Annotated in this window: 19 protein-coding genes and 6 pseudogenes; 18 read left to right on the top strand and 7 right to left on the bottom strand. The window is 50.2% G+C overall.

Annotation, left to right across the window (positions count from 1 at the left end):
- Together AP057_RS03680 and AP057_RS03675 are read right to left on the bottom strand one after the other, a co-directional pair.
- A partial coding sequence (locus tag AP057_RS03680; protein WP_152968856.1) for a transposase occupies nt 1-596 on the bottom strand: 596 nt, incomplete at its 3' end.
- Nucleotides 597-762: 166 nt separating this feature from the next.
- Nucleotides 763-1,932: an MFS transporter gene (locus AP057_RS03675; RefSeq protein WP_055358110.1), complete on the bottom strand. Its 1,170-nt coding sequence runs from the start codon at nt 1,930-1,932 to the stop codon at nt 763-765.
- 269 nt (nt 1,933-2,201) lie between these two features.
- Here AP057_RS03675 and AP057_RS03670 point away from each other — a divergent pair, with 269 nt between their 5' ends.
- Together AP057_RS03670 and AP057_RS03665 are read left to right on the top strand one after the other, a co-directional pair.
- On the top strand, nt 2,202-3,581 hold the full coding sequence (locus tag AP057_RS03670; protein WP_055358108.1) for a D-serine ammonia-lyase: 1,380 nt from the start codon (nt 2,202-2,204) through the stop codon (nt 3,579-3,581).
- A gap of 51 nt (nt 3,582-3,632) precedes the next feature.
- A pseudogene (locus tag AP057_RS03665) lies at nt 3,633-4,194 on the top strand (sugar O-acetyltransferase).
- A 60-nt stretch (nt 4,195-4,254) separates the two neighbouring features.
- Here AP057_RS03665 and AP057_RS03660 read toward each other — a convergent pair.
- The gene (locus AP057_RS03660) at nt 4,255-4,905 is read right to left on the bottom strand and encodes a cyclase family protein (RefSeq protein WP_049625326.1); all 651 of its coding nucleotides are present in this window, start codon (nt 4,903-4,905) and stop codon (nt 4,255-4,257) included.
- Between the two features lie 420 nt (nt 4,906-5,325).
- Between AP057_RS03660 and AP057_RS03650 the strand changes: the two are divergent.
- The 9 genes and pseudogenes from AP057_RS03650 to AP057_RS03605 all read left to right on the top strand — a co-directional run.
- Nucleotides 5,326-5,898 (top strand): annotated as a pseudogene (locus AP057_RS03650) (aldehyde dehydrogenase family protein); the annotation flags it as partial.
- 138 nt (nt 5,899-6,036) lie between these two features.
- Nucleotides 6,037-7,284, top strand: a complete 1,248-nt coding sequence (locus AP057_RS03645) for an RNA-guided endonuclease TnpB family protein (RefSeq protein ID WP_055358107.1) — start codon at nt 6,037-6,039, stop codon at nt 7,282-7,284.
- A 70-nt stretch (nt 7,285-7,354) separates the two neighbouring features.
- A pseudogene (locus AP057_RS03640) lies at nt 7,355-7,549 on the top strand (carbohydrate ABC transporter permease); the annotation flags it as partial.
- A 244-nt stretch (nt 7,550-7,793) separates the two neighbouring features.
- Nucleotides 7,794-8,288 carry a MaoC/PaaZ C-terminal domain-containing protein gene (locus tag AP057_RS17740; protein WP_235468454.1) on the top strand — a complete coding sequence of 165 codons (495 nt, stop codon included), beginning with the start codon at nt 7,794-7,796 and terminating at the stop codon, nt 8,286-8,288.
- The gene (locus AP057_RS03625; protein WP_055358104.1) at nt 8,176-9,189 is read left to right on the top strand and encodes a LacI family DNA-binding transcriptional regulator; all 1,014 of its coding nucleotides are present in this window, start codon (nt 8,176-8,178) and stop codon (nt 9,187-9,189) included. Before AP057_RS17740 ends, AP057_RS03625 begins: the two co-directional genes overlap by 113 nt.
- Before the next feature lie 140 nt (nt 9,190-9,329).
- Nucleotides 9,330-10,409, top strand: a complete 1,080-nt coding sequence (locus AP057_RS03620) for a Gfo/Idh/MocA family protein (protein WP_055358103.1) — start codon at nt 9,330-9,332, stop codon at nt 10,407-10,409.
- Nucleotides 10,410-10,527: 118 nt separating this feature from the next.
- Entirely contained in the window at nt 10,528-11,277 is a 750-nt protein-coding gene (locus tag AP057_RS03615) for a ThuA domain-containing protein (RefSeq protein WP_055358102.1), read from the top strand.
- Nucleotides 11,274-12,428 carry a Gfo/Idh/MocA family protein gene (locus tag AP057_RS03610; RefSeq protein WP_055358101.1) on the top strand — a complete coding sequence of 385 codons (1,155 nt, stop codon included), beginning with the start codon at nt 11,274-11,276 and terminating at the stop codon, nt 12,426-12,428. Before AP057_RS03615 ends, AP057_RS03610 begins: the two co-directional genes overlap by 4 nt.
- A 103-nt stretch (nt 12,429-12,531) precedes the next feature.
- Nucleotides 12,532-13,503 (top strand): sugar phosphate isomerase/epimerase, encoded by a 972-nt coding sequence (locus AP057_RS03605; RefSeq protein WP_055358100.1) that lies wholly within the window; start codon nt 12,532-12,534, stop codon nt 13,501-13,503.
- A 96-nt stretch (nt 13,504-13,599) separates the two neighbouring features.
- Here the strand turns inward: AP057_RS03605 and AP057_RS03600 are convergent, their stop codons facing one another.
- Together AP057_RS03600 and AP057_RS03595 are read right to left on the bottom strand one after the other, a co-directional pair.
- The gene (locus tag AP057_RS03600) at nt 13,600-13,932 is read right to left on the bottom strand and encodes a hypothetical protein (RefSeq protein WP_055358099.1); all 333 of its coding nucleotides are present in this window, start codon (nt 13,930-13,932) and stop codon (nt 13,600-13,602) included.
- 69 nt (nt 13,933-14,001) lie between these two features.
- Nucleotides 14,002-14,460 (bottom strand): CBO0543 family protein, encoded by a 459-nt coding sequence (locus tag AP057_RS03595; RefSeq protein WP_055358098.1) that lies wholly within the window; start codon nt 14,458-14,460, stop codon nt 14,002-14,004.
- Between the two features lie 187 nt (nt 14,461-14,647).
- On the opposite strand from AP057_RS03595, the gene AP057_RS03590 reads away from it, so the two are divergent.
- Nucleotides 14,648-16,315 (top strand): IS1634 family transposase, encoded by a 1,668-nt coding sequence (locus tag AP057_RS03590; RefSeq protein ID WP_055358097.1) that lies wholly within the window; start codon nt 14,648-14,650, stop codon nt 16,313-16,315.
- Between the two features lie 214 nt (nt 16,316-16,529).
- Here the strand turns inward: AP057_RS03590 and AP057_RS03585 are convergent, their stop codons facing one another.
- Nucleotides 16,530-19,439 (bottom strand): DEAD/DEAH box helicase, encoded by a 2,910-nt coding sequence (locus AP057_RS03585; RefSeq protein WP_161804321.1) that lies wholly within the window; start codon nt 19,437-19,439, stop codon nt 16,530-16,532.
- A 499-nt stretch (nt 19,440-19,938) separates the two neighbouring features.
- On the opposite strand from AP057_RS03585, the gene AP057_RS03580 reads away from it, so the two are divergent.
- The 6 genes and pseudogenes from AP057_RS03580 to AP057_RS15995 form a co-directional block, all read left to right on the top strand.
- A complete protein-coding gene (locus AP057_RS03580) occupies nt 19,939-20,835 on the top strand; it encodes an RNA polymerase sigma factor RpoD/SigA (RefSeq protein WP_053003353.1) in 897 nt (298 codons plus the stop codon).
- Nucleotides 20,836-20,854: 19 nt separating this feature from the next.
- Nucleotides 20,855-21,181 (top strand): nucleoside triphosphate pyrophosphohydrolase, encoded by a 327-nt coding sequence (locus tag AP057_RS03575; protein WP_055358109.1) that lies wholly within the window; start codon nt 20,855-20,857, stop codon nt 21,179-21,181.
- The gene (locus AP057_RS03570; RefSeq protein WP_055358096.1) at nt 21,174-23,615 is read left to right on the top strand and encodes a DEAD/DEAH box helicase family protein; all 2,442 of its coding nucleotides are present in this window, start codon (nt 21,174-21,176) and stop codon (nt 23,613-23,615) included. Before AP057_RS03575 ends, AP057_RS03570 begins: the two co-directional genes overlap by 8 nt.
- A gap of 61 nt (nt 23,616-23,676) precedes the next feature.
- Nucleotides 23,677-24,000, top strand: a pseudogene (locus AP057_RS03565) (D-glutamate cyclase family protein); the annotation flags it as partial.
- 241 nt (nt 24,001-24,241) lie between these two features.
- The gene (gene trpB, locus AP057_RS03560; RefSeq protein ID WP_023633445.1) at nt 24,242-25,405 is read left to right on the top strand and encodes a tryptophan synthase subunit beta; all 1,164 of its coding nucleotides are present in this window, start codon (nt 24,242-24,244) and stop codon (nt 25,403-25,405) included.
- A gap of 209 nt (nt 25,406-25,614) precedes the next feature.
- Nucleotides 25,615-25,719: pseudogene (locus tag AP057_RS15995) on the top strand (helix-turn-helix domain-containing protein); the annotation flags it as partial.
- Between the two features lie 264 nt (nt 25,720-25,983).
- Here the strand turns inward: AP057_RS15995 and AP057_RS16895 are convergent.
- A pseudogene (locus AP057_RS16895) lies at nt 25,984-26,155 on the bottom strand (transposase); the annotation flags it as partial.

Raw genomic sequence — 26,155 nt, 5'->3', positions numbered from 1 at the left:
GTCCACTCCAGCACCGAAAGCGCCGTTTTCCCCAGGTCGCGAAACACCGTCCAAAACTCCGGAAAATATCGGTCGGTCCAGCGGACGATCGCGTTTTTCACCGCCGTCTGTTCCTTGCGGAGCTTCTCTTTGAGCGTGCTYCCCACGCGCAAATCGGCTTCAATCTCGTGCAGCAGCCGGGGAACGAGGAATCGTCCGTCTTTTGCCAGTCTGGCAATGACCAGGGCGTCTTTGGCGTCGTGTTTCGTCGGCAGGTTGTCATCAAGTTCTTTCGACCGGCACACATGCGCCGGGTTGACCATGACCAACGGGATCCCGTGCTCCTCGAGGAAGTAGGCCAGGTTCAACCAGTAGTGCCCGGTCGGCTCCACSGCGACGATCACCTCTGACTTCCCAAACGCTTGCATCGCCTCCTGAATCGCTTTATACAGCTGCTGAAACCCCTCTTTCGACTGGAAGATCGGGAACGACTTGCGAAGCACGCGCCCCCGGTCATCCACGAAGCAGGCGTAGTGGGTTCGTTTCGCGATATCGATGCCCACGACAAGCGTTTGTTCCGTAACTTGATCAATTTTATAGTTTTGTGTACAATTCATCTGAAGTCCTCCTTGGCATGATGGTAGGTATTGTTTGACACCCCTGCATCATACCAAGAGGGCTTTTTTTGATCAAGTCCCCGGAAAAGCTCCTAACGGGAATGCTCCTTTTATCCATAAGACTTGCACTTGCGTGTGTAGCGGGTCACCCCCATCCCCTCTTGAATCAAAGGGACGTGTCTTTTTGCATCATCGCGCGTTGGAACGATTGAAAAACGGAAAAGGAAATGAATGTAAGCGCAATTCCTGCCGCATATGGCAAACTGGGCTTTAAGGTGAACAGCCAGCCGGCGATCGCCGGACCGCCGATGCGGCCGAGCGAATCGAACGAGGATAAAACGCCTGTCGCACTTCCTTGGCCATCCGCTGTATGCTTCGTTAACAAGGCGGAGACGCACGGGCGGATGACGCCGTTGCCAATGCCGAAAATCGTTAAATAGAGCGCGGCTGTCCAAAAGCTGTGAACGAATAAAATGAGAAAAAAGCCAACTGCTGACAGGAACAGCCCGAAACGAATGACAGCGCCTTCCCCGAATGAGCGGATCAGTTTTCCAAGCAACCCTCCTTGGACGATGGCCCCTGCAAGCCCCATGATCATAAAGATGTAGCCAAGTTCCGTCGACGAAAGCCCCGCTCGTTCAGCGGCAAAATAGGCGAACGTCGCTTCAAGTCCAGCGAGGGAAAACGTTGTGATCAGCTGCAGTAAGTATAGGCGCGCTACAGGCCCTTGGAGGGCGGCCGCAAGCGATGGCCGCTTTGTTCGTATATTCGTTCGTTTTTCTCTCGGAAGCGACTCATGCAAGAAAACGAAAACGAATAGAGCGGTCAAGAGCGCCAAGCTGCCTGCCATCCAAAACGGAGCGGTTAAGCTCGCTTTCGAGAACACGCCGCCGATCCCCGGTCCGAAAATGAATCCAAGCCCAACGGCCGCTCCGATCATCCCCATTCCTTTGCCCCGGTCTTCTTCCGTTGTCACATCTGCGACGTACGCCATAGCGGCCGGCATCGTGGCCGCCGATAGACATCCACCGATGATGCGAGCGGCAAACAACATCCAAAGCTTTGTCGCGACGGCGAGCAAGAAAAACGAAAGAGCCAAACCGAAAATGCCGACAAGCAACATCGGCTTTCGTCCATAGCGGTCCGATAAATTCCCCCACATCGGCGCAAATAAAAATTGCATGAGCGAATAAACGGCCATCAACCAGCCGAGCTGCGTTGGCGTCGCGCCGATTTTTTCCGCGTAAAATGGAAGGACAGGGATAATGATGCCAAACCCGGCCATGACCAAAAACATCACGAGAAACAAAAGCGATAAATCGCGACGATTGCTCATGATCATCATCTCCACGATATGGTTTGCCTCTTTCATCATAATGGAAAGACAGGCATTTTTCAAAGCAGATCGCACCTTGCTTGGCCGTTCCGACGAGGCTGGGATCACTCCCGAATGTCATCCACAACCCATTTTCCTTCCTCCCCATTGACAATGGAAGCGGTTTTCGCGAGACTGGAGGTAAACGGTTCGACAAACAATGAAGCGGACTTTGGACCGGCATCCGCCAAGGGTGCGAAACGACAAACACGCATGGGAGAGGATGGTGCATGATGACCAAAAACGAAATCCAAAAGTGGGGAAAGGAATTCCCGCTGCTTGAAATGATCATGGCGGCCGAAGAGGTGTTTTGGCGCAATCCAAAATATCACGCGTTCGCGCAAGCCATTCAAACGATTCCTTTACGCGAACGCGATGTCAAGGAGGCGGAAGAACGATTGCGCCGCTTTGCCCCCTACATCGCGAAAGTTTTTCCCGAGACGCGAACGGCCCACGGCATCATCGAATCCCCTTTAGTGCGAATTCCGAACATGAAACAGCGTTTGGAAAAGATGTTTCAGACCAACATTGAAGGGGAGCTGTTGCTGAAATGTGACAGCCATCTTCCCATCTCCGGATCGATCAAGGCGAGAGGGGGAATCTACGAGGTTCTGAAACATGCCGAAGACCTCGCGCTCGCCAACGGGATGATCACCATAGGAGACGACTATGCGGTCATGGACAGCGAGAAATTCAGGCAATTCTTTTCCCGCTATTCTCTGGTCGTCGGTTCGACAGGGAACTTGGGCTTGAGCATCGGCATCATCGGGGCAAAGCTTGGGTTCCGCGTCACCGTTCATATGTCAGCCGATGCGAAACAATGGAAAAAAGACTTATTGCGAAGCAAAGGGGTCACCGTCATCGAACATCTCACTGATTACAACAACGTGGTGGAAGAGGCGCGAAGACAGTCCGCCGAGGATCCAACGTCGTATTTTATCGATGATGAAAACTCGATCCATCTGTTTTTAGGCTATGCGGTGGCGGCGTTTCGGCTGAAAAAGCAATTAGAGGACATGAACATCACGGTTGATGAAAAACACCCGCTCTTTGTGTATCTTCCTTGCGGCGTCGGCGGCGGTCCGGGCGGGGTGACGTTTGGGCTGAAGCTCGTGTACGGCGATCATGTCCATTGCTTTTTCGCTGAGCCGACGCATTCGCCTTGCATGCTGCTTGGGTTGATGACAGGAGAGCACGACCGCGTGTCGGTGCAAGATTTTGGCCTCGACAATAAGACCGAAGCGGACGGGCTGGCAGTGGGGCGGCCGTCGCGGCTGGTGGGGAACATGCTTGAGAACGTCATCAGCGGCGTCTATACGGCGGACGATTCGACGCTTTACCGCTTGCTCGCGGCGATGGTGGAAACGGAGGAAATCTATTTAGAGCCGTCCGCCTTGGCGGGGGTGGCGGGGCCTGTTCGGCTGTTTCGTGATTTGGCGGGGCAAACGTACGTAGAGGCAAACGGTTTGAAAGAAAAGATGAAAAACGCCGTCCATATTGGCTGGGCTACCGGCGGAAGCATGGTGCCAAAGGATGTGATGGAGGCCTATTATCGGGAAGGCGTGCGCATCGAAACGATGACAGGGAACGGTTTTTCTGAAGGACGATAAGATCATTCCATGGAGTTTTGAAACGAATGCATGAAATGTTGGAGGGGTTCGATGAAAACCGAAAAAGAAAAGATGGTAGCGGGACACTTGTACAATCCCGCTGATCCGGAGCTCGTCAAGGAGCGGGAGCGGGCGCGGCGGCTCGTTCGTTTGTATAACGAAACGTTGGAAACGGAATATGAAAAGCGAACCGCTCTGCTGAAGGAGCTGTTCGGTTCAACGGGAGAACGGCTGTTTGTTTATCGAGCCGAACTTCCGCTGCGACTACGGCTACAACATTCACGTCGGTGAAAATTTTTTTATGAACTTTGATGGCGTGATTTTGGATGTATGTGAAGTGCGAATCGGCGACCATTGTTTTATTGGTCCTGGTGTGCACATTTATACGGCGACTCACCCGCTCGATCCGCACGAACGAAATTCCGGGTTGGAGTACGGAAAGCCGGTTGTGATCGGCCATAACGTCTGGATCGGCGGGCGGGCCGTCATCAACCCGGGCGTCACGATCGGCGACAACGCTGTCATCGCCTCAGGGGCGGTCGTGACAAAAGATGTCCCCGCCAACGCGGTCGTTGGCGGAAACCCGGCGAAAGTGATCAAATGGCTCAAATAGCCCGAGGCCGCGCCCCGTGCAAAGCATGTGCGGGGCGTTTGGTTGCATCATCCTTCTTTGTTACGCCCACTGCACCGCCACCGCCCGAACAGGCGAACCGTCGCAGCCAGGCAAGGAAAGGGGGAGGGCAATAATATACGGATCATCAAAATCGATTCGCTCGAAGTTCACGAAATTTTCCCCGATCACCCCGTTGGCGCCAAGAATAAGTTCGTGGGCGCGGAACGACGAACCGTCCGGCGGGTCGATGTTGAGCGCGTCGATGAAAAACGTCCGCACGCCCCGCTCCAGCATTGCTTCAATCACATCCGGCGCGACGTACGGATGATGGAAATACCGCTTTGTTCCGGCGTATTGCGACCAGCCGGTATGAAACAACACAATGGTTCCCGGCGACAGCTTCGGGATATACGGAGCGGCATCGGCCATCGTCACCGCTTCGCCTTCCGCTTTTCCGGTGGCATTGATCACGGCGCCGCGGCCAAGAAAATACGTGAGCGGCACGTCATCGAGCCGCCAACCGTGTTCGCAAAAGTGAAACGGCGCATCCACATGCGTGCCGCTATGCGACCCAAGCACAAGGCGGCTGACGTGATAGCCGTCTTGGGCGAACGTCGCCGCCGGTTCGATTTTCGGCTTCGGATCCCCCGGGTACACCGGAGTTTGGGCCGTGATCGGCATGGTGAGGTCGATGAGTGTTTTGATGTTCATTTCCAAATCTCCCTCTACACTATTTTTGGCTGCTTTTATCATACAACAAAAACATAGGAGAAGGAGGAGTTAGAAAGCCATCATCATGCCTTGCGGAGCTGGACGGTTAGCTGGGGAATTGTTGCGCCGACGTTGGGCGGCCGGTGACCAAGGGCTATGTTGCTTGTCTTTCCACGAACAGGGGCAAGCAGTTTGGCGGCAAACCGAGCGACGGAGTGTTATCATAGAGAGGGGAACGTCACCCGTAACGAGAGAGGCGAATGATGGCGCTGCATGGCAACGGACGGCTTTCGTAAACAAAGGACAAGTGGAAGAATTTTCACGCGCGATGGCGAATGAAACAAATAAACAGGGCATGCGGGACATATACTGAAGGGGAAATTTTCGGCCGCGTGCTTAAAAGAAGGGAAGGGTGAAAAGATGTCAATCGCGGTGCAGAAACAGAAGCTATACATCAACGGCAAATGGCGGGAAGCCAAGTCGTACACGGAGCTGAAATCGCCATACTCACGCGAGACGATTGCCGAAATCCCTGTGGCCACCGAACAAGAAGTCGACGAAGCGATCGCGGCGGCGTACGCCGCGCGGCAAACGATGGCGGCTATGCCGGCGCATGAACGAGCCGCCATTTTAGAGCGGGTCGGCGAGCAGCTGAAAGCGCGGCAGGAAGAAGCGGCAAGGTTGATCGCACTGGAAGCAGCCAAACCGATCACCACGGCGAAAGGGGAAGTCGCCCGCACGATCCAAACGTACAAATTCGCCGCCGAAGAAGCGAAGCGCATTCACGGGGAAACGCTGCCGCTTGACGCCGCGCCGGGCGGGGAACATCGCATCGCCTTGACGGTCCGCGAGCCGATCGGCGTCATTGGAGCGATTACGCCGTTTAACTTCCCGATGAACTTGGTGGCCCATAAACTTGGCCCGGCCATCGCCTCGGGCAACACCGTTGTGTTGAAGCCAGCCAGCCAAACGCCGCTGTCCGCCTACTTTATCTTAATTAGGCGAGAAGACTCCCACTTCAACGAAGCGAAGCGGAGTAAGTGGGAGATGAATCGCCTTAACTATATTTTGCTGAAAATAGGATAGATTCAGTAAAATATAGTATAATATAGTTAGATGGGAGGTGAAAAMATGTATTTTTGTATCAAACAACAGCTAAATGGTTTGACCAAAGAAGAATACTTGACTCTTCGAGAACTGTGCCATATTGCCAAGAACATGTACAACGTCGGATTGTACAATGTCAGACAATACTATTTTGAACACAAGGAATTTCTTAATTATGAGAAAAATTATCATCTTGCMAAAACTAACGAAAACTATAAGCTGTTAAACAGCAACATGGCACAGCAAATTTTAAAAAAGGTCAATGAAGCCTTTAAATCTTTCTTTGGTTTGATCAGTCTTGCCAAACAAGGAAAATATGACYACAAGGCTATCAGTATTCCAAAATATCTTAAAAAAGATGGCTTTCATTCACTGATCATTGGCCAGATTCGTATAGACGGCAACAAATTCACGATACCGTATTCTCGCCTATTTAAAAAGACTCACAAGCCTATCACGATAACGATTCCGCCTGTGTTACTGGACAAAAAGATTAAGCAGATTGAAATCATTCCTAAGCATCATGCCAGGTTCTTTGAGATTCAGTACAAATATGAAATGCCTGAAGATCAAAGAGAATTAAATGACCAAAAAGCACTGGCAATTGATTTAGGATTAAACAATGTTGCCACTTGTGTCACATCAGACGGCAGATCATTCATCATTGATGGGCGGAGATTAAAAAGTATMAATCAATGGTTTAACAAAGAAAATGCCAGACTTCAAAGCATAAAAGATAAGCAAAAAATCAAAGGCACCACTCGTAAACAGGCTTTGCTTGCTATGAATCGCAATAATAAAGTGAATGATTATATCAACAAGACTTGCCGTTACATCATTAACTACTGTATTGAAAATCAAATTGGCAAACTTGTCATTGGCTATGCGGAAACATGGCAACGCAATATKAATCTAGGAAAAAAGACAAATCAAAACTTTGTCAATATTCCTCTCGGTAACATAAAAGAAAAACTAGAATATCTTTGTGAATTTTACGGCATTGAATTCTTGAAACAGGAAGAATCCTATACGTCTCAAGCCAGCTTTTTTGACGGCGATGAGATTCCTGAATATAATGCCGACAATCCAAAAGAATATAAGTTCAGCGGCAAACGTATTAAGCGCGGCTTGTATCGAACAAAGTCTGGCAAACTAATGAATGCTGATGTCAATGGCGCATTAAACATCTTAAAGAAAAGTAAAGCTGTAGACCTGAGTGTCTTATGCTCTAGCGGCGAAGTGGACACGCCTCAAAGAATAAGGATTGCTTGAAGCAGTCAAACTTCTTTGGAAGCCCCCACTTCAAATTTTCGCTAGAAAATTAAGTGGGGGTAGTTCACTTGCCTTGACGATCAATACGGCGGAAAAATACAAAACCGTTCCGGTCGGCATTGCCATGTTCCAAGGCCAGTATACGATCCCGTGGGGCGAAATTTCTGCAGCCACCGTGGTGGTGACGATCCCGCTTGTGATCATGGTGCTGTTGTTTCAGCGCCGCATCGTTTCCGGGCTCACGTCCGGTTCGGTAAAAGAATAAGGAAGAACAAAGGGGGCCGGCCGGCATCCTTTTGTTTTTGGAAACATGAAGCACGGAGGGGCAGTTCTATCCGCTCCACTCCGTTCATATGTTAATGACAGACGGGCTAACGGGGAGGGATGCGTAAAGGCCAAAGATGATATGATTAATATTCAGAATATTAACAAAATATACAGTGGCAGCCGTGAAAGGGGGTGGAATTTGTTTTTACTCTTTTTTGCACCAACCAAGGGGAGGGGAAGGCGTGCGATTTGACCGTCCGTTTGAACAGTATGCGCTTGGCGAGCGCCACCGTTCGCGCGGACGAACGATCACCGAAGCGGATATTGTGCGGTTTGCCGGCGTTTCCGGCGATTTTTACCCGCTGCACATGGATCAGGAATACGCCAAGCGGACGCCATTTGGCGAGCGCATCGCCCATGGGATGTTGACGCTGTCGGCGGCGACGGGGCTGTGGATGATGGAGCTGGGAGTGGTCCTGGCGTTTTATGGCATCGATTCACTTCGTTTCGTTCGTCCCGTCAAGATCGGTGATACGATTTACGTGGAATCGGGCTTGACAACCGTCCTGTCTTTCCGATATGATGGTAATGTAATCGATTACATAAGCGAGAGGACTACGACCAATGGCAAGCATAAAAGATGTGGCGAAACGGGCGAACGTATCGACGGCCACCGTGTCGCGCGTGTTGCGCAACACGGGCAACGTCACCGAGGAGACAAGGCAGCGCGTGCTTGAAGCCATTGAAGCGCTGAACTACCATCCGAACGTGCTCGGCCGGTATTTGCGGCGGATGGAGACCGAGACGGTGCTCGTCGTCGTGCCCGATATTATGAATCCATTTTTCTCGAAAGTGCTGCGCGGCATTGAAGCGGTCGCCCTCGAGCACGGCTATCAAGTGCTGCTTGGCGATACGCAAAATGACGCGCGGCTTGAGGAGCAATATTTGAACGTATTGCCGCAGCGGCAAGTCGACGGGATGATTTTTTTGACCGCCCGCATCCGCAAAGAGCTGATGGAAGAGATGGCGCGCCAGTTTCCGATCGTCTTGGCGTGCGAGTATCTCGAAGGGACGGATATCCCGACCGTGTCCATTGACAATATCAGCAGCGCCCGCAAAGCGACAGAACACTTGATCCGCCTCGGCCATCGCCGCATTGCCCACCTGTCCGGGCCGATGAACATCATTTTAAGCCGCGATCGGCTGCGCGGCTACCAACAGGCGCTGGCCCAGCATGAGCTTGAGGCGGACGCTGCGCTCGTGCAGGAAGGCGATTTTACCTATGAGTCCGGATATAATTTGACGCTGAAGCTGCTCGCTCTTGAGAAGCCGCCGACCGCGATTTTCGCCGCCAACGATGAGATGGCGATCGGGGCGGTTAAAGCCATTCGCCATCGCGGCGGACGCGTTCCCGACGATGTGGCCGTTGTCGGATTTGACGACATTCAAATGGCCTCGATTTTTGAACCGAGCCTCACAACGATCGCCCAGCCGATGTTTGAGATCGGCCAAAAAGCGATGGAATTGCTGCTTGCGCTCATTGAAGGAACGAGCGCGCGGCGGCGTCAGCTTGTTCTTCCCGATCGGCTCGTCATTCGCGATTCGTGTGGAGGAGAGCGCTCTGGGCAAAGGGGCTGACAGCGCTCTCTGTCCGGTGCGGGGAACGGGCGGATTTTTTTGCACGGTGATGTAATCGATTACATCACTTAGAAAACGGACGGCGAATCGGTGGAGCATATGGGACAGAGAAAACAAATGAGCGCAAGGGGGAAAAGGACATGGGAAACACACTTCCAATCCGCCTCGGCTTGATCGGAGCCGGAGGGATTTCCAATGAACACATCAAGGCGGCGCTAAACCTTTCCGAGCGCGCCGTCTTGCAGGCGATTTGCGACGTCAATGAACAAGCGGCCGCGGAAAAAGCGAAAACGTACGGCATCCGTGAAGTGTATCGCGACTACAAGGAACTGCTCGCCTCACCAGATGTCGATGCCGTCATCATTACCGTGCCGAATTTTTTGCACGCCCAAGTGTCAGTCGACAGCTTGCGGGCCGGGAAACACGTGCTTTGCGAAAAGCCGATGGTGACGAAAGCGGAAGAGGCCGACGCCATCATCCGCGCCCGTGATGAGTCGGGAAAACAGTTTATGGTGTCGTTGAACAACCGCTTCCGCCAAGCAGCGCAATGGCTGCATGAGCGAATCCAATCCGGTGCGTTCGGCGAGATTTATTACGCGAAAACGGGCTGGGTGCGCCGCCGCGGCATTCCCGCATGGGGGGCATGGTTTTTTGACCGCGAGCGCTCCGGCGGCGGTCCGCTCATCGATTTGGGCGTCCATATGCTCGATGTGACGCTTTGGCTGCTCGGGAACCCGAACCCGGTCGCGGTGACGGGGAAAACGTACGCGAAGTTCGGCCCGCGCCGCCAAGGGGCATGGCCGGGAACGACGTTTTCGCCTGATGCCGCCTATACGGTCGAAGATTTCGCCGCGGCGTTCATCCAGCTCGAAAACGACGCGACGGTGCTGCTGGAGACGAGCTGGGCGTCGCACATTGAAGAAGAGCGGGCATATGTCGAATTTCTTGGCACGGAAGGCGGCGTGCGCTGGGAGTGGAACATCGCCGGCAACCGCCAAGAAGTGAAATGGTTCCGCAACGAACACGGCGTTCCGGCCGATGTCACGCTCCATTTTGAGGACCAGGGCGAACGGGTGGCGCTCCTTGACCACTTTGTCACGAGCATCACGGAGGAGACGGCACCGCTTTGCACGGCGGAACAAGGGCTTACGATCGCCAAAGTGTTAGAAGCGATTTACGAATCGTCCGAAAAAGGGCGGCAAGTTCGCATCGAATGGTGAGAAACGCTCCATGAATCGCACTGGCGTCCCAACGAGTCGCGAACATGGGGAAACATTCCAAAAAACACTCGGCCTAGCCGCATACAGGCAGGCCGAAAGAACCAAGGGGGATCAATGAATGACCACACCCATCCGCGTTGTCGTCTGGAACGAATTTCGCCATGAAAAGAAAGATGAACAGGTAAGAGCGATTTATCCGGAAGGAATGCATACCGTCATCGCGAACTACCTAGCCGAAGCAGGGTTTGACGCCGCGACCGCTGTCTTGGACGAACCGGAGCACGGCTTGACCGACGAGGTGCTCGACCGGTGCGACGTCCTCGTCTGGTGGGGGCATATCGCCCATGATGAAGTGAAAGATGAGGTTGTCGAACGCGTCCACCGCCGCGTGCTGGAAGGAATGGGGCTCATTGTCCTTCACTCCGGCCATTTCTCGAAAATTTTCAAAAAGCTGATGGGGACGACATGCAATTTGAAATGGCGCGAAGCCGATGAAAAAGAGCGTCTCTGGGTCGTCGCCCCGGGCCATCCGATCGTGGAAGGAATCGGATCGTACATCGAGCTTGAGCAGGAAGAAATGTACGGCGAGTTTTTCGACATCCCAGAGCCGGACGAAACGATTTTCATCAGCTGGTTTGAAGGCGGAGAAGTGTTCCGCAGCGGCTGCACGTTCACGCGCGGGAAAGGGAAAATTTTCTACTTCCGCCCCGGCCATGAAACGTATCCGACGTACCATCACCCGGATGTGCTGAAAGTGATCGCTAACGCCGTCCGCTGGGCCGCGCCGGTCAACCGCGGGGAAATCGTCTTTGGCAATGTCAAGCCGCTTGAGCCGATCAAAGCGAAACAAGGAGGAGTGACGCAGTGAAACCGATCAATGTCGGTATTATCGGCACCGGCTTTTCCGCTTCTTCCCATATTGAGGCGCTCCGCCGCCTGCCGTTTGTGAACATCGTCGCCATCGCCTCAAGCAGCCAAGAAAAAGCGGAGGAAGCCGCTCGCCGATTCGGGATTCCGAAAGCGTACGGCGACTACCGCGCTTTAATTGACGACCCGGACGTCGAAGCCGTGCACAACTGCACGCGCAACGTCCTCCATTTCCCGATCAACAAGGCCGCGCTCGAGGCAGGGAAACATTTGTTGTCGGAGAAGCCACTCGCCATGGACAGCGAACAGTCGGCGGAATTAAAGCGGCTCGCTGCACAAAGCGAAAGCCTTAGCGCGGTCTGCTTCAACTACCGTCACTACCCGCTCGTTGTCGAGGCGAAAGAGCGGCTCGCCCGTGAGGCGAAGCGCGTTCATTTCGTGTACGGCGGCTATGTGCAAGACTGGCTCTTGTATGACACGGACTACAACTGGCGGCTCGACCCGGCGCAAAACGGCCCGTCGCGCGCCATCGCCGACATCGGTTCGCATTGGTGCGACACGGTGCAATACGTGCTCGGCAAGAAAATCGTCGAAGTGTTCGCCGACTTGCGCACTGTCCATCCGGTCCGCTACAAGCCGAAGCAGGAAGGGAGCACGTTTGCATCCGGGCATGCTCAAGACGCCGAGCCCGTCCAGATTGACACGGAAGACGGCGGCAGCGTGCTCGTCCATTTTGACGACGGCACCCACGGGGCGTTTACGATTTCCCAAGTGAGCGCCGGCCGCAAAAACCGGCTCTATTTTGAAATCGCCGCCGATGAGATGACGCTCGCCTGGGACCAAGAGCACCCGAACCGCCTCTGGGTCGGGCGCCGCAGCGGCCCGAACGAAGAAATCGTCCGCGACCCGGCGCTTTTGTCGCCGCAAGCCGCCGCTTACGCCCATTACCCGGGCGGCCATGAAGAAGGCTGGCCGGACGGGCTGAAAAATTTGTTCCGTGATTTTTATGGCGCCATCATCCGGAAACAACGCGGCGAGGCGCTCGGGGAACTGCCGTTTGCGACGATCGCCGACGGCCACCATACGATGAGGATCGTCGACGCCATTTTGGAAAGCCATCGCACGAAACAATGGGTGCGGGTGGCGGAATAAGCGTGGGAGTTCGTTCGATCCGCTCATCCGACGAGAAGCAACAACAGCGCGGCGCGGCGGCCGTCCGGCCGTTGCGCGCCGTCAAAAGGGGGAGAATGACAAAATGAAAGTAGGCGTATTCACCGTCTTGTATCAACAGCTGCCGTTTGAGGAGATGCTGGACAAAGTCGCCGCCATGGGCATCGAAGCCGTTGAGCTTGGCACCGGCAATTACCCGGGCAACGCCCATTGCGATCCCGACGCGCTGTTGGATCAGCCGGAAAACATCAAAGCGCTGAAAAAAGCTGTCGCCGACCGCGGCCTCGTCATCAGCGCGTTAAGCTGCCATGGCAACCCGCTTCATCCGGACAAAACGTTCGCGAAACAGTCACATGACACGTGGCGGAAAACGGTCAGGCTCGCCGAGCAGCTCGAAGTCCCGGTCATCAACGCCTTCTCCGGCTGCCCGGGCGACCATCCCGGCGCCAAATACCCGAACTGGGTCACATGCTCCTGGCCGCCGGATTACTTGGAAATTTTAAAATGGCAATGGGAAGAAGTCGTCATTCCGTACTGGCGCGAAGAAGCCGCGTTCGCCAAGGAGCACGGCATCACGCAAATCGCCTTTGAAATGCATCCGGGCTTTGTCGTCTACAACCCGGAAACGCTCCTCAAACTGCGCGAACACGTCGGTGAAGCGATCGGCGCCAACTTTGACCCGAGCCACTTGCTTTGGCAAGGCATCGACCCGGTTGAGGCGATCAAACTGCTCGGCCGCGAAAAGGCGATTTTCCACGTCCATGCGAAAGACACGTACTTAGACGAAGCGAACATCCGCAAAAACGGCGTGCTCGATACGAAACATTACAGCCAAATCCTCGACCGCTCATGGGTGTTCCGCACCGTCGGCTACGGGCAAAGCGAAAAAATGTGGCGCGACATCGTCAGCGCCCTGCGCGCCGTCGGCTACGACTACGTGCTGTCAATCGAACACGAAGATATGCTCGCTTCGATCGATGAAGGGCTGTCAAAGGCCGTCGCCCTCTTGAAAAAGGTGTTGTTCAAAGAAGAACTGCCGGAGATGTGGTGGGCATAAAAAGAAGGCGGCAAGGGAAAATGATCCCTTGCCGCCCGCCGTTTCAGCGTAAGCGCGAAAAAGACCCTCCAACGCCTGCCAAGAGGCGCACCTGCTTTAGACCACTTGCGCCGTCTCGCGGCCTACGCGCCCTTTCATGAACAGCAGCCGGTGCCCGTCCACCGTCAAATCGATCATCGCGCCATCCAACACATCATCGCCTGACTTTTTTCCGTTTGCCTGCAAGTACGCGACCCGGTACCACTTGCGCCCGTACTCAAAATACATGTACCGCCCGCGCCGGAAATCGATCCAAAACTTCACCGCCTCGCCGTTTACGGTCTTCCAGACATACCCCCACGCCCGGTCTTGGCGGATCGGCGCCATTTTTGGACGCGCGGAATTGATGGCTTCATAATACAGGCGGTGTTTGATGTCAAACAGCACCATCCCGTTTGCCTCCTTTTGGACATGATACTATATGTATAGCGCCAAACGGGCAAAAATAGACATGCTGGCTCACTCATTTCGTCTCAGCATTCGCCCTGCGAGCAACCGAACGGCCAACGTCAACAGAAACATTGTAACGAGTGAGTATTCCCACTTCCAACCATGATATTCGATCAAATCCGTATACCGTTCAAAGACAACCTCAAGGGCTGTCAGCACCGCCGCATACCCCGCGCATTGCGCCGCCACACCCGGCCAGCGCGCCCGGCGCGAGGTGGCATAGACGTACACACTGACAACCGGATAGAGAAGATATTCAAAAATGACGCTGTTGCCCGTATAGCTGGCAAAAAAACGGACCGGATACTCCAGCAGCCCGGCCCCCGCCACGATCGAACCGAAAAAACTCGCTGCATACGCATTCAGCAAAAACGACACCCATACATCCCGCGCCGGCAAAAAGCGGAAACTCAACAGCAAAAGCCCCGCCCCGACCGCGACAAGCAGCCAAAGAACGAAACGCTCCATATGATCCTCCACACTCGAACCCGAGTTCGACAGTTTTGAGGCCATTTTAGGCAAATGAAAATGGCCAAAATGCTGTTATATCAAAGATTTCGCGATGCGGATCCTAGAAAAAAACACTGAATTTCATAGGCACACGACTTGTTTATTTTAACTTTTAAAACAGCTGAATATCGGTTATAATATAGGCATGTACATACGGCGAGTAACACGCAAAAACAAAGATGGAACGACCGTGGCGTATCTCCAGCTTGCTCACAACGAATGGGATCCGAAGGCCAAATATGCGAAAGCGAAGGTGATTTATTCGTTTGGGCGCGAAGACGAGGTGGATCGCGCTGTCTTGGAGCGTCTGGCCAAAAGCATTTCGCGATTCCTTTCTCCTGAGCAGGCTTGGGAAATCGAGACGTTGACAGGAGAAGTGTCGGATGACTTTCAGTTTCAATCAAGCAAACGCCTTGGTGGCGCTTGGCTTTTGGATCAGCTCTGGAGACAACTGGGATTGGGAGAGATTCTCCACTCCTTGTTTGCCTCCCGACATCATCAGATTCCGTTGGAACGGCTGATTTTTGCCATGGTGGCGAATCGTGCCCTTCATCCGTCAAGCAAGTTGGCGATGGAGGAGTGGGTGGAGAAAGACGTGCATATCCCTCATCTTCCCCAAGTCGCCAGCCACCAGTTGTACCGGGCGATGGATGAGCTGCTGGCTGTGCAGCCGGAATTGGAACGCCAAGTGTTCCATGCCGTGGCCGATTTATTGAACCTGGAAGTCGATTTGATTTACTTTGATACGACTTCGTCGTACTTCGAAGTGGATCCATCCGAAACACCAGAAGGAGAATCGCTTCGAAAGCAGGGGTTTTCCAAAGATAAGCGTCCCGATTTGGTCCAAATCGTCATTGGACTGGCCGTTACCCGGGAAGGAGTCCCCATTCGCGCTTGGGTATGGCCTGGCAATACGATGGATATGACGGTCATCAAACAGGTGAAACAAGACTTGATTGGCTGGAAGCTTGGGCGTGTGATCAGCGTGATGGACCGCGGATTTTCGTCTGAAGAGAATTTGCGAATCTTGCAACAGGCCGGGGGACACTACATTGTCGGCGAAAAAATGCGGTCCGGCAAAGCCGCCGTCGAAGAGGCCCTAAACCGTCGCGGGCGCTACCAACAAGTTCGCGAGAACTTGCATATCAAAGAAATCATCGTGGGCGACGGAGAAGCGCGTCAGCGCTATGTTCTCGTGTACAATCCCAGCGAAGCCGAACGCCAACGCAAGGAACGGGAAAAGCTGCTCGAATCGCTGAAAGAGGAGTTGGAGGGGCTTCGCCAACTCCCCAATGAAGCTCATCATAAGGCCACCTGCCGGCTGCGTTCCCATCCGTCCTACGGAAAATACTTGCGTCAATTGAAGGATGGAACGCTTCGCATCGACAAGCAAGCGGTTCGTGAAGCGGAAAAGTACGATGGCAAATATCTCATCCGAACCTCCGATGACACCTTGTCTGCCGAGGATGTCGCGCTCGGGTATAAGCAACTGGTGGATATCGAGCAGGCCTTTCGGACGTTGAAATCAACACTCGAGCTGCGCCCCATGTATCATCGCTTGGAAGACCGTATCCGGGCGCATGTGCTGCTCAGTTGGCTGGCTCTCTTGCTGGTTCGGATCGTGGAGATCCGAACTCATGAATCGTGGCCGAAAGTAAGAGACGAATGCGAGCGTCTCATGCTTGGACATTTTTCTTCAAAAAACGGCGACCTTTATCAACGAACCGAACTGACGGCCAAACAAGCGCTATTCCTTGCGGTTCTAGGGCTGGAACCTCCTCCAAAGATTCTAGGCATCCACCCTCGCACCTAGATACACGCCCGAAGTGTGCCCAAATGCCTCCGATCCCTTTTGTATCAAGGGGCGAGAGGCATTTTGTTTGCCTAGTGACTGTCGAACTCGGGTCGAATGATATCGATTTTTCAAAAATCATGTCGATTTTTATTATGACACGCGGGAGGGGGAGTATGTAGGGAGGGGGCGGCAACTACCATACAGAAGCCTTTAGCAGTTGCCGCGATAAGGATTAGTTTATTCGTGCCAGCACTTCATTTGGTATCCTTCCTAAGAAGTAATCTTCAATGTACTCCCAAAACTCGTCGGACCGAACCTCGTTTTCAAACAGGAAAGTGAGCATTGCGACCGATATTTGGTGCCGTTTGTACACATTTTCGAGAATATTATTTGTATACCTTGTTGGTTGGCTTATAACACGATCGAGTTGCAATTTAGAGTTTACGCGTATATAAATTTCCGGATTGTCTCCCCCGCATATTTTATATACCAATAAGCCGAGTGATTCTAATACCCCTAATAGGATAAATGTTTTTTCCAAATGATTTCTGTTGCTTCTTGCAATAAATCTCTCAAACAATGATTTGCTGTGTTGCTTGATAAAATCTTTGTTAAATAGGTTTTTTATATCGTTTTTAAGCCAATCAGTAAATTCAAAAAATCCACTTGTAATTGTATAGGTATTTCTATCCTCGTAAAAATTTATAAAATTAGTGTGAAAATTTTTTGTCTCCTTTAACAGCCGATTATAGCCTTCTGCACTTTGCAGTAAAATTGAAGCTAGGCTGTCACAATAATAAGGGCTCTTCCGAAACGTTTTTTGAAGCAATCGCGAAAGAGATGAAATATCAAAAGAACGTCTGGTATGGACGAACTGTCCAAACAAATCAGCGATTTGGTTTATATCACTTTCAGCTTTGGAAAGAAAATCATAAAGATTCTCGGCTTTAATTTCCAACTTTAATTGCAAAACGGGTTGAAGATATTTGATAAAAGGCAAATCAAGAGTTTGATGATGAAAATGATGTTTAAATTGAGCGAACGATAAGTGATTATATTGACTTTCCCATAATTTTTTCATATCACATGTATAAACATTACCGTAAATGTTATTTTGGTTGTTGCTATAAGCTCCGACTATTTGAAAATAAGAGCAGTATTCTGATTGGAGAATTTCCTCGTATCCACGGTCTACGATAAAATATTCGTTTGTAAATAGGTTTCTGGGCCTTGCCACTATTGGAGAGTATCCGAGCTTGTTAATAAAATCTTTTTCAATAATCAACAATGCAGTTTTTAATTTATTGTCTATATCTTCATCTTGATCGCTTCTTGTTCTTCTTTCAAAGATGTATCTAAACTCTTCTGCGTTAACCAATAGGTTTCTGGAAAACTTCCCCTCTTTGGCGGATTGTTCAATAATTCTCACAATCTTTTCAATAACTTGTATTAGTTGATGCTTTTTTATCGTAGAAATGCCGTGCAATCGATTGACGTGAACGAAGTCCCGGCTAAAATAATCGAAAAAAGCTCGGCCTCTCTCTAATTGTCGGGCGGCCCTTCCGATTTCCTGAATGTAATCACATACATTGCCCGTGGGGGCGAAGTGCAGAACATTATAAATATCAGGTATATCAATCCCCATTCCGAACGCCTTAGTAGCCAGCATGATTAATGAGTCGCCATTGCGGAATTTAAGAAAACTCTCTGTTTTCTCCTCTTTGGTCATTGAGCCGTAATATTTTACAATCTGTTCTTGCATCTCTTTTGTCCCTTTAGATTTTACAAACTCTATAAAATCGCGAATGTAGCGAATCATAGGAAAGTACACAAGTGTTTTTTGCTTTTTGTCTAGAAAATGGGAAAGTCTTTTTAAGAGTAATGAATATTTGAGTGAAAGATATTCTCCGAAAGAGTCCTCTTCTATTCTTGCCTTTTGGATATTGACGGCCAAATCATCACGCTTTATATAACCAAAGTAGCTAATTGGATTGATCATATTTAAACTGTCCCTTGTTTCCCCGTACATGTCCTCGATGCCGCCATAGATGGCAGTAGCAGTGAACGTAGCTACAGGGAATCTGTTTTCTTTTCTAATTTTTTGCAAATAACTCCCCAAATACCAGTAGTCCGAGCGAAACGCTTTTCCCCAAGTTGTGACAATATGGGCTTCATCGATCACAAATAGGCCGATTTGTCGGTCGCCAATCAATTGTTTAATATCTGATCGGCTTAACAACGTTTCTGGGGAAATATATAAGATAGATACTTGACAATCTTTAATTTTTTGAATGATCTCCGCTTTTTCCAAAGGGGTGATTTCAGAATTGATGGTTGCAGAAATTTCAACATTCCTTTCTTGCAAGCTGTAAACTTGATCTCTCATCAAGCCGATTAATGGTGAAATAACGATCGTCATTAGCCCATATTTTTCTGCCAGGTAAATTGCAGGAATTTGGAACATAATAGATTTTCCCGCTCCGGTAGGAGAGGTTACAAATATATCTCGAAACAGGAGGCCTTTTTGAGCATTTTCAGCTTGTTTCACAATATCATCAATAATTTGCCCTTGAGAAATGGAGACTGTCTCTTTTGAAGAAACATCATTGATATTTTTGTACATTTTTAAAGGCCGAAATGAGGAGAATCCCCAATATTTTTTTAGTATGCTAATATAATCATCATCGTAAATTTCCTCCCTTGGATCAAGAATTTTTGGAGAGAGTATAAACTCAATATCGGGAAACAAAAATTGCAGAACGCTTAAACGGGCAGGATAGTTATTTGGAAAGAGATTGATATCTCCATTGTAGGAAATATATATTTTTGACTGTTTAATCTGCCCCGACATTAATTTTTCAGTAAATTCTAGAAATTGATCTTCTTCCTCTGTTAACTCAATCAGTGGCTGGTTGCTTATAGACCGGTGAAGAGCGATAGAGCCGGATTGACTTGGAAAGAAGTCAATTCCATTTTCATAAAGGGTATAAGAAACGTAGAATCGATTGTTAATTTTTTTGATGTCCCCGTACATATTTAACAAATCATTCAAAAGAGGATGGGCAAACTCTTCAGAAGAGTATTCATCATTAGCAAAAAAACCTCTATATATCTCTTCTAATTCATCTATTTGATAGATCAAGGGAAACTTCCGATGGTACACGTTATTTTGTAAAAGGTAGTGGTCAAAGTACAAAGATATTATATCAGAACCAATTATTAGAAATTCCTCATATGTACACCAGTATATATGCTTCTCGCAACTAGTAGTATTCAAGATAAGTTCCTGAACGAGCGAGGGTTTAGATTGTATCAATGTATTCAAACTCGTTTCAAGGTCGATGCTTAATAACTTTTTTACGTGTGAGGGCATATAACTTAGCGACTGTTTATCGAATCCGATAAAAACCAGCAATTTGCTTTTTGATTGAGGTTTTCCCATGTTATTCAAGTGTTGGTTAAGGACGGTTGTAAATGTCGGCTGCAACTTTGTCGCTCCTTTCATCACACATGTATTTTCAAATCATCATTTAAATATTAATATAGTGAATGTAAGCAAATCAAATACAATTGCGAAATTTTTAAGTGATTATTTTCCCTTTTAGGCAAAAAGAATTAAACAGTAAAGAAGATGGTGTAAAATGGAGTGGGAAGAAAAAATAATTGAGGATGATGACTTTGATATTAACGAGTTTTTAGCCACAGTAGATATTCAGGAAACGGATCCAAAATACAACGGAAATATAGAGTTGCTAAGACAGCTTCACGATTGCTCGACAGACAAAGAAGGCTTGTTGGAGGAATTAATTGAGAAAAATATAGGGTTAGTAAGAAAAATGGCCATGTATTATTCAAAGTATGTAAATCATAAACTGAGCGAAGAGGACTTGATTGCTGAAGGAACACTTGGTCTCATAAAGGCTATTCATCGATTTGACATAAAGTCTAATACTCGTCTGTCGACTTATGCTGTTTGGTGGATTCGTCAAGCGATATTGAGAGCTATTATTAACGGTGGATTCACTGTTCGAGTTCCGGTTCATACGTTCGAGAAAATTCGTAAGGTTTTTGCCAAGGAAAACGAGTCGTACAAGCTGTTCCGAAAGATTAATGTTGATTGGATTTGTCGAGAACTTGATATGTCAAAGGAAAAATATTATGAGTTAAAAGCCATTGACAAGCGTTACCTTCATATGGCTTCGCTCCATTCTCCTGTTGAAGACGGTGAAGAGGAACTCATAGACTTTATCCCTAATCATGTGGAGCATGCTTATGAATCTTACAACAAAGAGCTAGAAGATCCATCAGAACTTGCATCTCGTTCAGAAGTACGGGAGAAAATTTTTGCATCGTTAGATAGATTGACGGAGAGAGAAAGGCATGTCATTATAGAGAGATTTGGTTTAGAGGATGATCATAATAAAACCTTAGAAGAAGTAGGGAGAAAAATGGGTATTACTCGAGAAAGAGTTCGACAAATTGAAGGAAAGGCTTTAAACAAACTAAAAAAATATTTACGTGGATTTGAAGATTATTAATATTCAAAAAGGGGCAAGGATTATGATTTACAACAAACTCGTCCGCGACCGCATCCCAGCCATTATCGAACAAGCAGGGAAAACATTCACAACTCGCATACTTGGCGATGAAGAGTATCGGAAAGAACTGCAGAAAAAAGCGTTTGAAGAACTTGAAGAATACGTCCAAGCAGAAACGGACGAGGCCGCTCTTGAAGAGTTGGCGGATGTGTTGGAAATTATTCATGCTTTGGCCAAATGCCACGGCGCTTCGATCGAACAAGTCGAACAAATCCGGGCGGAAAAGGCAGTGAAACGCGGCGGCTTCCAGGAGAAAATTTTCTTGATTGAGGTCCATGATGAGTAAGGTGGAGTTAATTTCCAGGTATCTCCTCGATAAGCTGCAGGAACAGATAAGCCGCTCGTCAACCATATACATATTGACATCGTTTGCGATGAAGTCCGGGGTGCGCCTCCTAAACGGCGGCCTAAAGGCGGCTGCGGAGCGGGGGGCAGATATAAAAGTTTGCGTCGGTGACTACTTGTTTGTCACTCAACCGGAAGCGTTGCGTGAATTGATTTCGATTCACCCGGACATTGAGGTGCGTTTGTATCGGAGTGAGGGAGTTTCGTTCCATCCGAAGGCGTATTTGTTCGAAGATGCAGAAGGCGGCTATTTTATTGTTGGTTCCTCCAACTTGTCCCGCTCGGCGCTCACTGACGGGGTCGAATGGAACCTTGGGCTGGATAAGAGCGTTGATGAAGGGGTATTTGCGGAAGCGATGGAGCAGTTTTTAAAGCTGTTTTACGCCCCGGAAACCGTGCCGGTCAATGTCGAAACGATCGCTGATTATGAAAAACAATGCCAAGATTACCATCAGCGCCACCCGAACTTGGCGCGTACATGGGTTGAAGCAGAAGAAATCGAACTGATGCTCCCGGCGGAGCAGAAAGAAATAGAGGTGAGCGACGAGTCTCCCGATTTTGTCCGCGAGACAGCGGCGCCGTATGGAACGATTCAGCCCCGCTTCGCCCAGGTGGAGGCACTTCAACGTCTGGAAGCCACCTATGAAGAAGGGTATGACAAAGCGATGGTTGTCATGGCGACCGGGCTCGGAAAGACATACTTGGCCGCCTTTTTTGCCCGCCGTTTTTCACGGGTGCTGTTTATCGCCCACCGCGAAGAAATTCTCCGCCAAGCCAAGCGGTCGTTTGAGCGCGTGATGCCTGACCGGACGGGAGGGCTGTACGATGGCAATCAAAAAGAAGGAAATGCCGACATGGTGTTTGCTTCGATCTTTACATTAAGCATGAAAAAACATTTGCATGCATTCCAGCCGGATTCATTTGACTTGATCGTTGTGGACGAATTCCACCATGCGGCGGCCTCTTCGTATGAGCGGGTTCTCCGCTATTTCCGCCCAAGATTTTTACTCGGCATTACGGCTACCCCGGACCGGAATGACAATAAAGACGTATACGCTCTTTGCGACGGCAATGTCGCGTACCGCATTGATTTTATCGAAGCGGTGCGGCGCGGTTGGTTGGCTCCCTTCCGTTATTACGGAATCTACGATGACATAGACTATTCGCAAATCAAATGGCTCGGCAACCGCTATGATGAGGAACAACTGCTCCAAGCGCAGCTTCGCGAGGAGGTGGCGGAGAAAATTTTGCGAGCGTGGGAGCAGTATAAGAAAACGAGAACACTTGTCTTTTGTTCATCCGTTCGGCAAGCCGATTTTTTGTCCAAGTATTTCCAACGCCATGGCTATCGAACCGTCAGCCTTCACTCAAAACAGAGGTCTATTTCGCGCAAGCAGGCCATTGCCATGTTGGAACGCCGTGAACTGGACGCCATTTTCACCGTCGACTTGTTCAATGAAGGGGTTGATATTCCTTCTGTCGATACACTTTTGTTTGTGCGGCCGACAGAATCGTTAACCGTCTTCACCCAACAAGTCGGGCGCGGGCTGCGGCTGTACGAAGGCAAGGACTATTGCGTGATTATTGATTTAATCGGAAACTATCGGAATGCGGATGTCAAATTGCGCCTGTTCGATACACAGCGGGGCGAAACGAAGAAAAAGGCACGGGAACCTGTTATGCCAACGGTTCCGGAAACGTGCGAACTGCATCTCGATGTTCAAGCCATCCATCTTCTCGAGGAGATGCAGAAAAAACGCCAGCCGCGCAAAGAGCGGCTGCTTGCCGATTATCGGCAGTTGAAACAGGAGCTTGGCAGACGGCCGACTTATTTGGAACTGCATCTTCATGGTCGGAGCGAAGCGGCGGAGTATAAATCAGAGTTCGGATCTTACGTCGGGTTTTTATATTGGGCAGACGAGTTGTCCGATCTAGAAAAGGACGTGTTCCGAAAATACGAACCGTGGCTTGTTGAAGTGGAACGTACGGTGATGTCAAAAAGCTACAAAATGGTTGTCCTAAAAGCCATGCTTGAGCGCGGGCCGTCGGGCTGGCATCAACCAATTACACCGCAGGAGGCTGCCCCGTTTTTCCATCGGTATTTAATGGAGAAAGAATACCGAAAGCGCATCGATTTTTCCGATGGGGAAACGAAACGCCTTTGGCAGTACGACGAGGAGAAGGTAAGCAAACTGATCGCCCGCATGCCAATGACGAAATGGAGCGGCAGTTCAAGGGGGCTGATTTCCTTTGAAAACAACGTGTTTGCGCTCCAGTTTTCCATTGCGCGCGAACACGAAGAAATATTGTACAACTGGACAAAAGAGATTTGCGAGTATCGGTTGCATGTGTATTTTGAAAGGAAGGGGGGATGAGAGAACTCTTCTCTTTTTTATGGTAGTTTACGGTGATTGCAAGAAAATACTGTCGGGCATCAGATTCGAGCAAGTGGTTGTAAGCATGCGCCCGATTCCCCATAAGGATGTTGTCAGGGCGGTTCAAGTCACGAGCCGCTTCCCGTCTGTTCATGGTGCCCCTATTCATATTGGCGACCCGAAACTTATAGGGATTCATGATATTTATAAGCCTGATTTTGGGGATCCGGTCACCATCCGTGAGGAGGAAACCCCGGTATTTTGGGCCTGTGGGGTCACCCCCCAAGCGGTTGCTATGGAAGTAAAGCCGGATATCATGATTACGCATGCCCCAGGACATATGTTTATTACCGATCTGCGCGATGAGCAGCTTGGGGTTTTATAAGCCGAACTGCCTGCTCTGGTTGGTGAATATCCGAAGTAGGAAGCTGTGAGGGTGCGGCTGCACGATGGCTTTGCAGCAGCACATGCTCACCGCACTAGCAGTGAATGCTTGGCGTCTAGTTGTGCGGTGGGCCGCTCCTTTTTTAATGTTTCAAAAAGTAAAAATTATTGATTGACTTGCCTGTCAAAACAGTCTATTCTGTTACTGTTACGACTTTTAGAAAGCAGAGGAGAGATGAGCGATGAGCGTAGTGCAGGAAAGAAGAGGGTATTTTGGTGAGTTTGGTGGCAGCTTTGTTCCGCCTGAACTGCAGGAAGTGCTTGACTATTTGGAAGAGCAGTTTCTGAAATATAAAGATGACCCGGAATTCAATGAGGAGTTTCGAACCTATTTGCGGGAGTATGTCGGCCGTGAGAGTCCGCTGACGTTTGCGGCGCGGTTGACGGAGCGGCTCGGCGGGGCGAAGATTTATTTGAAACGTGAGGATTTAAACCATACCGGTTCGCATAAAATCAACAACGTGATTGGGCAAATTTTATTGGCGAAGCGGATGGGCGCGAAGCGGGTCATTGCGGAGACAGGCGCAGGCCAGCACGGGGTGGCGACCGCTACCGCATGCGCCATGTTTGGCATCGATTGTACCATTTATATGGGAGAAGAAGATACGAAGCGCCAGGCGCTCAATGTGTTCCGCATGGAGCTGTTAGGGGCGAAAGTCGTGTCGGTCTCGAAAGGTCAAGGACGATTGAAGGATGCCGTGGACGAGGCGCTGAACGATCTTGTGCAAAACTATAAGACTACATTTTACTTGCTTGGTTCGGCGGTTGGTCCGCATCCGTACCCGTCGATGGTGAAACATTTTCAGTCGGTTATTAGCGAAGAGAGCAAGCGGCAGATTGTAGAGAAGGAAGGACGTCTTCCGGATGCGGTAGTGGCCTGCGTCGGCGGGGGAAGCAACGCCATCGGGGCGTTCGCCCACTACTTGGATGAACCGAGCGTGCGGCTCATCGGTGTCGAGCCGGAGAAGGCAGCGACGCTAACGAAGGGCGTTCCGGCCGTGTTGCATGGATTCAAGTGTTTGGTGCTCCTTGATGAAAATGGAAACCCGCAGCCGACATACTCGATTGCCGCCGGGCTTGATTACCCGGGCATTGGTCCGGAACATAGCTACTTGAAAGTGTCCGGGCGGGCTGAGTATTATACGGTCACGAACGAAGAAGTGCTTGAGGCGTTTCAACTGCTGTCTAAAACAGAAGGAATCATCCCAGCTCTCGAGAGCGCCCATGCAGTGGCGTACGCTATCAAGCTTGCGCCGACGTTAAGCAAAGACCAAATCATCATTGTGAATTTGTCGGGGCGCGGGGATAAGGATGTTGAGCAAGTGTTTTCCATGTTGCAATCGTGAAGAAAGCAGGCGGTTGTTCACGACGGTGTTCGCGTGAAGCCGCCTGCTTATTTGTGATCATCTTCCGCCGAGAAAATCTCGCTTTTACCCGTAAATGTAAGTCGGGATGAATCCGGGCTTCCTTTGCGAATCTCCCTATTGCCCCCAATGGGCAAAAAGTATACAATGGATGTAAATAGAACAAACGTTCTTTTTGAGGAGGGAGGGCTATGCACAAAGCCTATCGCTTTCGGCTGTATCCCACCCGAACACAGGCAAAACTCCTCAACGAGACGATTGGGTGCTGCCGATTTGTGTACAATCACTTTTTGGCCGGTAGCGTCAAAAGTTCTATGAAAACTCCACACAGATCATACCATTGAGCATCGTGGGGCATGCGGAGGGCCGGATTCGCCCTTGACCAACACCCGCCAAAGGTGGGAAAGAGTCGTCAAGGGCGACGGGGACAAAAAGAAGGCAATAGGAAAGCCGCCCTTGCCATGACCGAATTTTACCTTTGGCGGTGTTCGGTTGGTCAAGGGTTCGCTTCGCCGAATCCGGCAGGAGTTCTGTTCAACGGGCTCCGGCGGACAAAAAAGTCAGGCCGCCTCTTGTTGGAGAAACGCTTGTGCCATGGCGATGAGCTTCGTCCACCGGGCCGGCATATGCGGAAGATCCGCCAGTTCCGGGATGACGACCGGGACCCGGCCTTCGAGTGCGCTATGCGGGCGCAGGAAGTTGAAATACGCCACAAACAGCGTCACAAAGGAC

The organism is Geobacillus sp. Sah69 (genome assembly GCF_001414205.1).
Taxonomy (GTDB): domain Bacteria; phylum Bacillota; class Bacilli; order Bacillales; family Anoxybacillaceae; genus Geobacillus; species Geobacillus stearothermophilus.
This window is presented reverse-complemented; position numbering and strand designations above follow the sequence as displayed.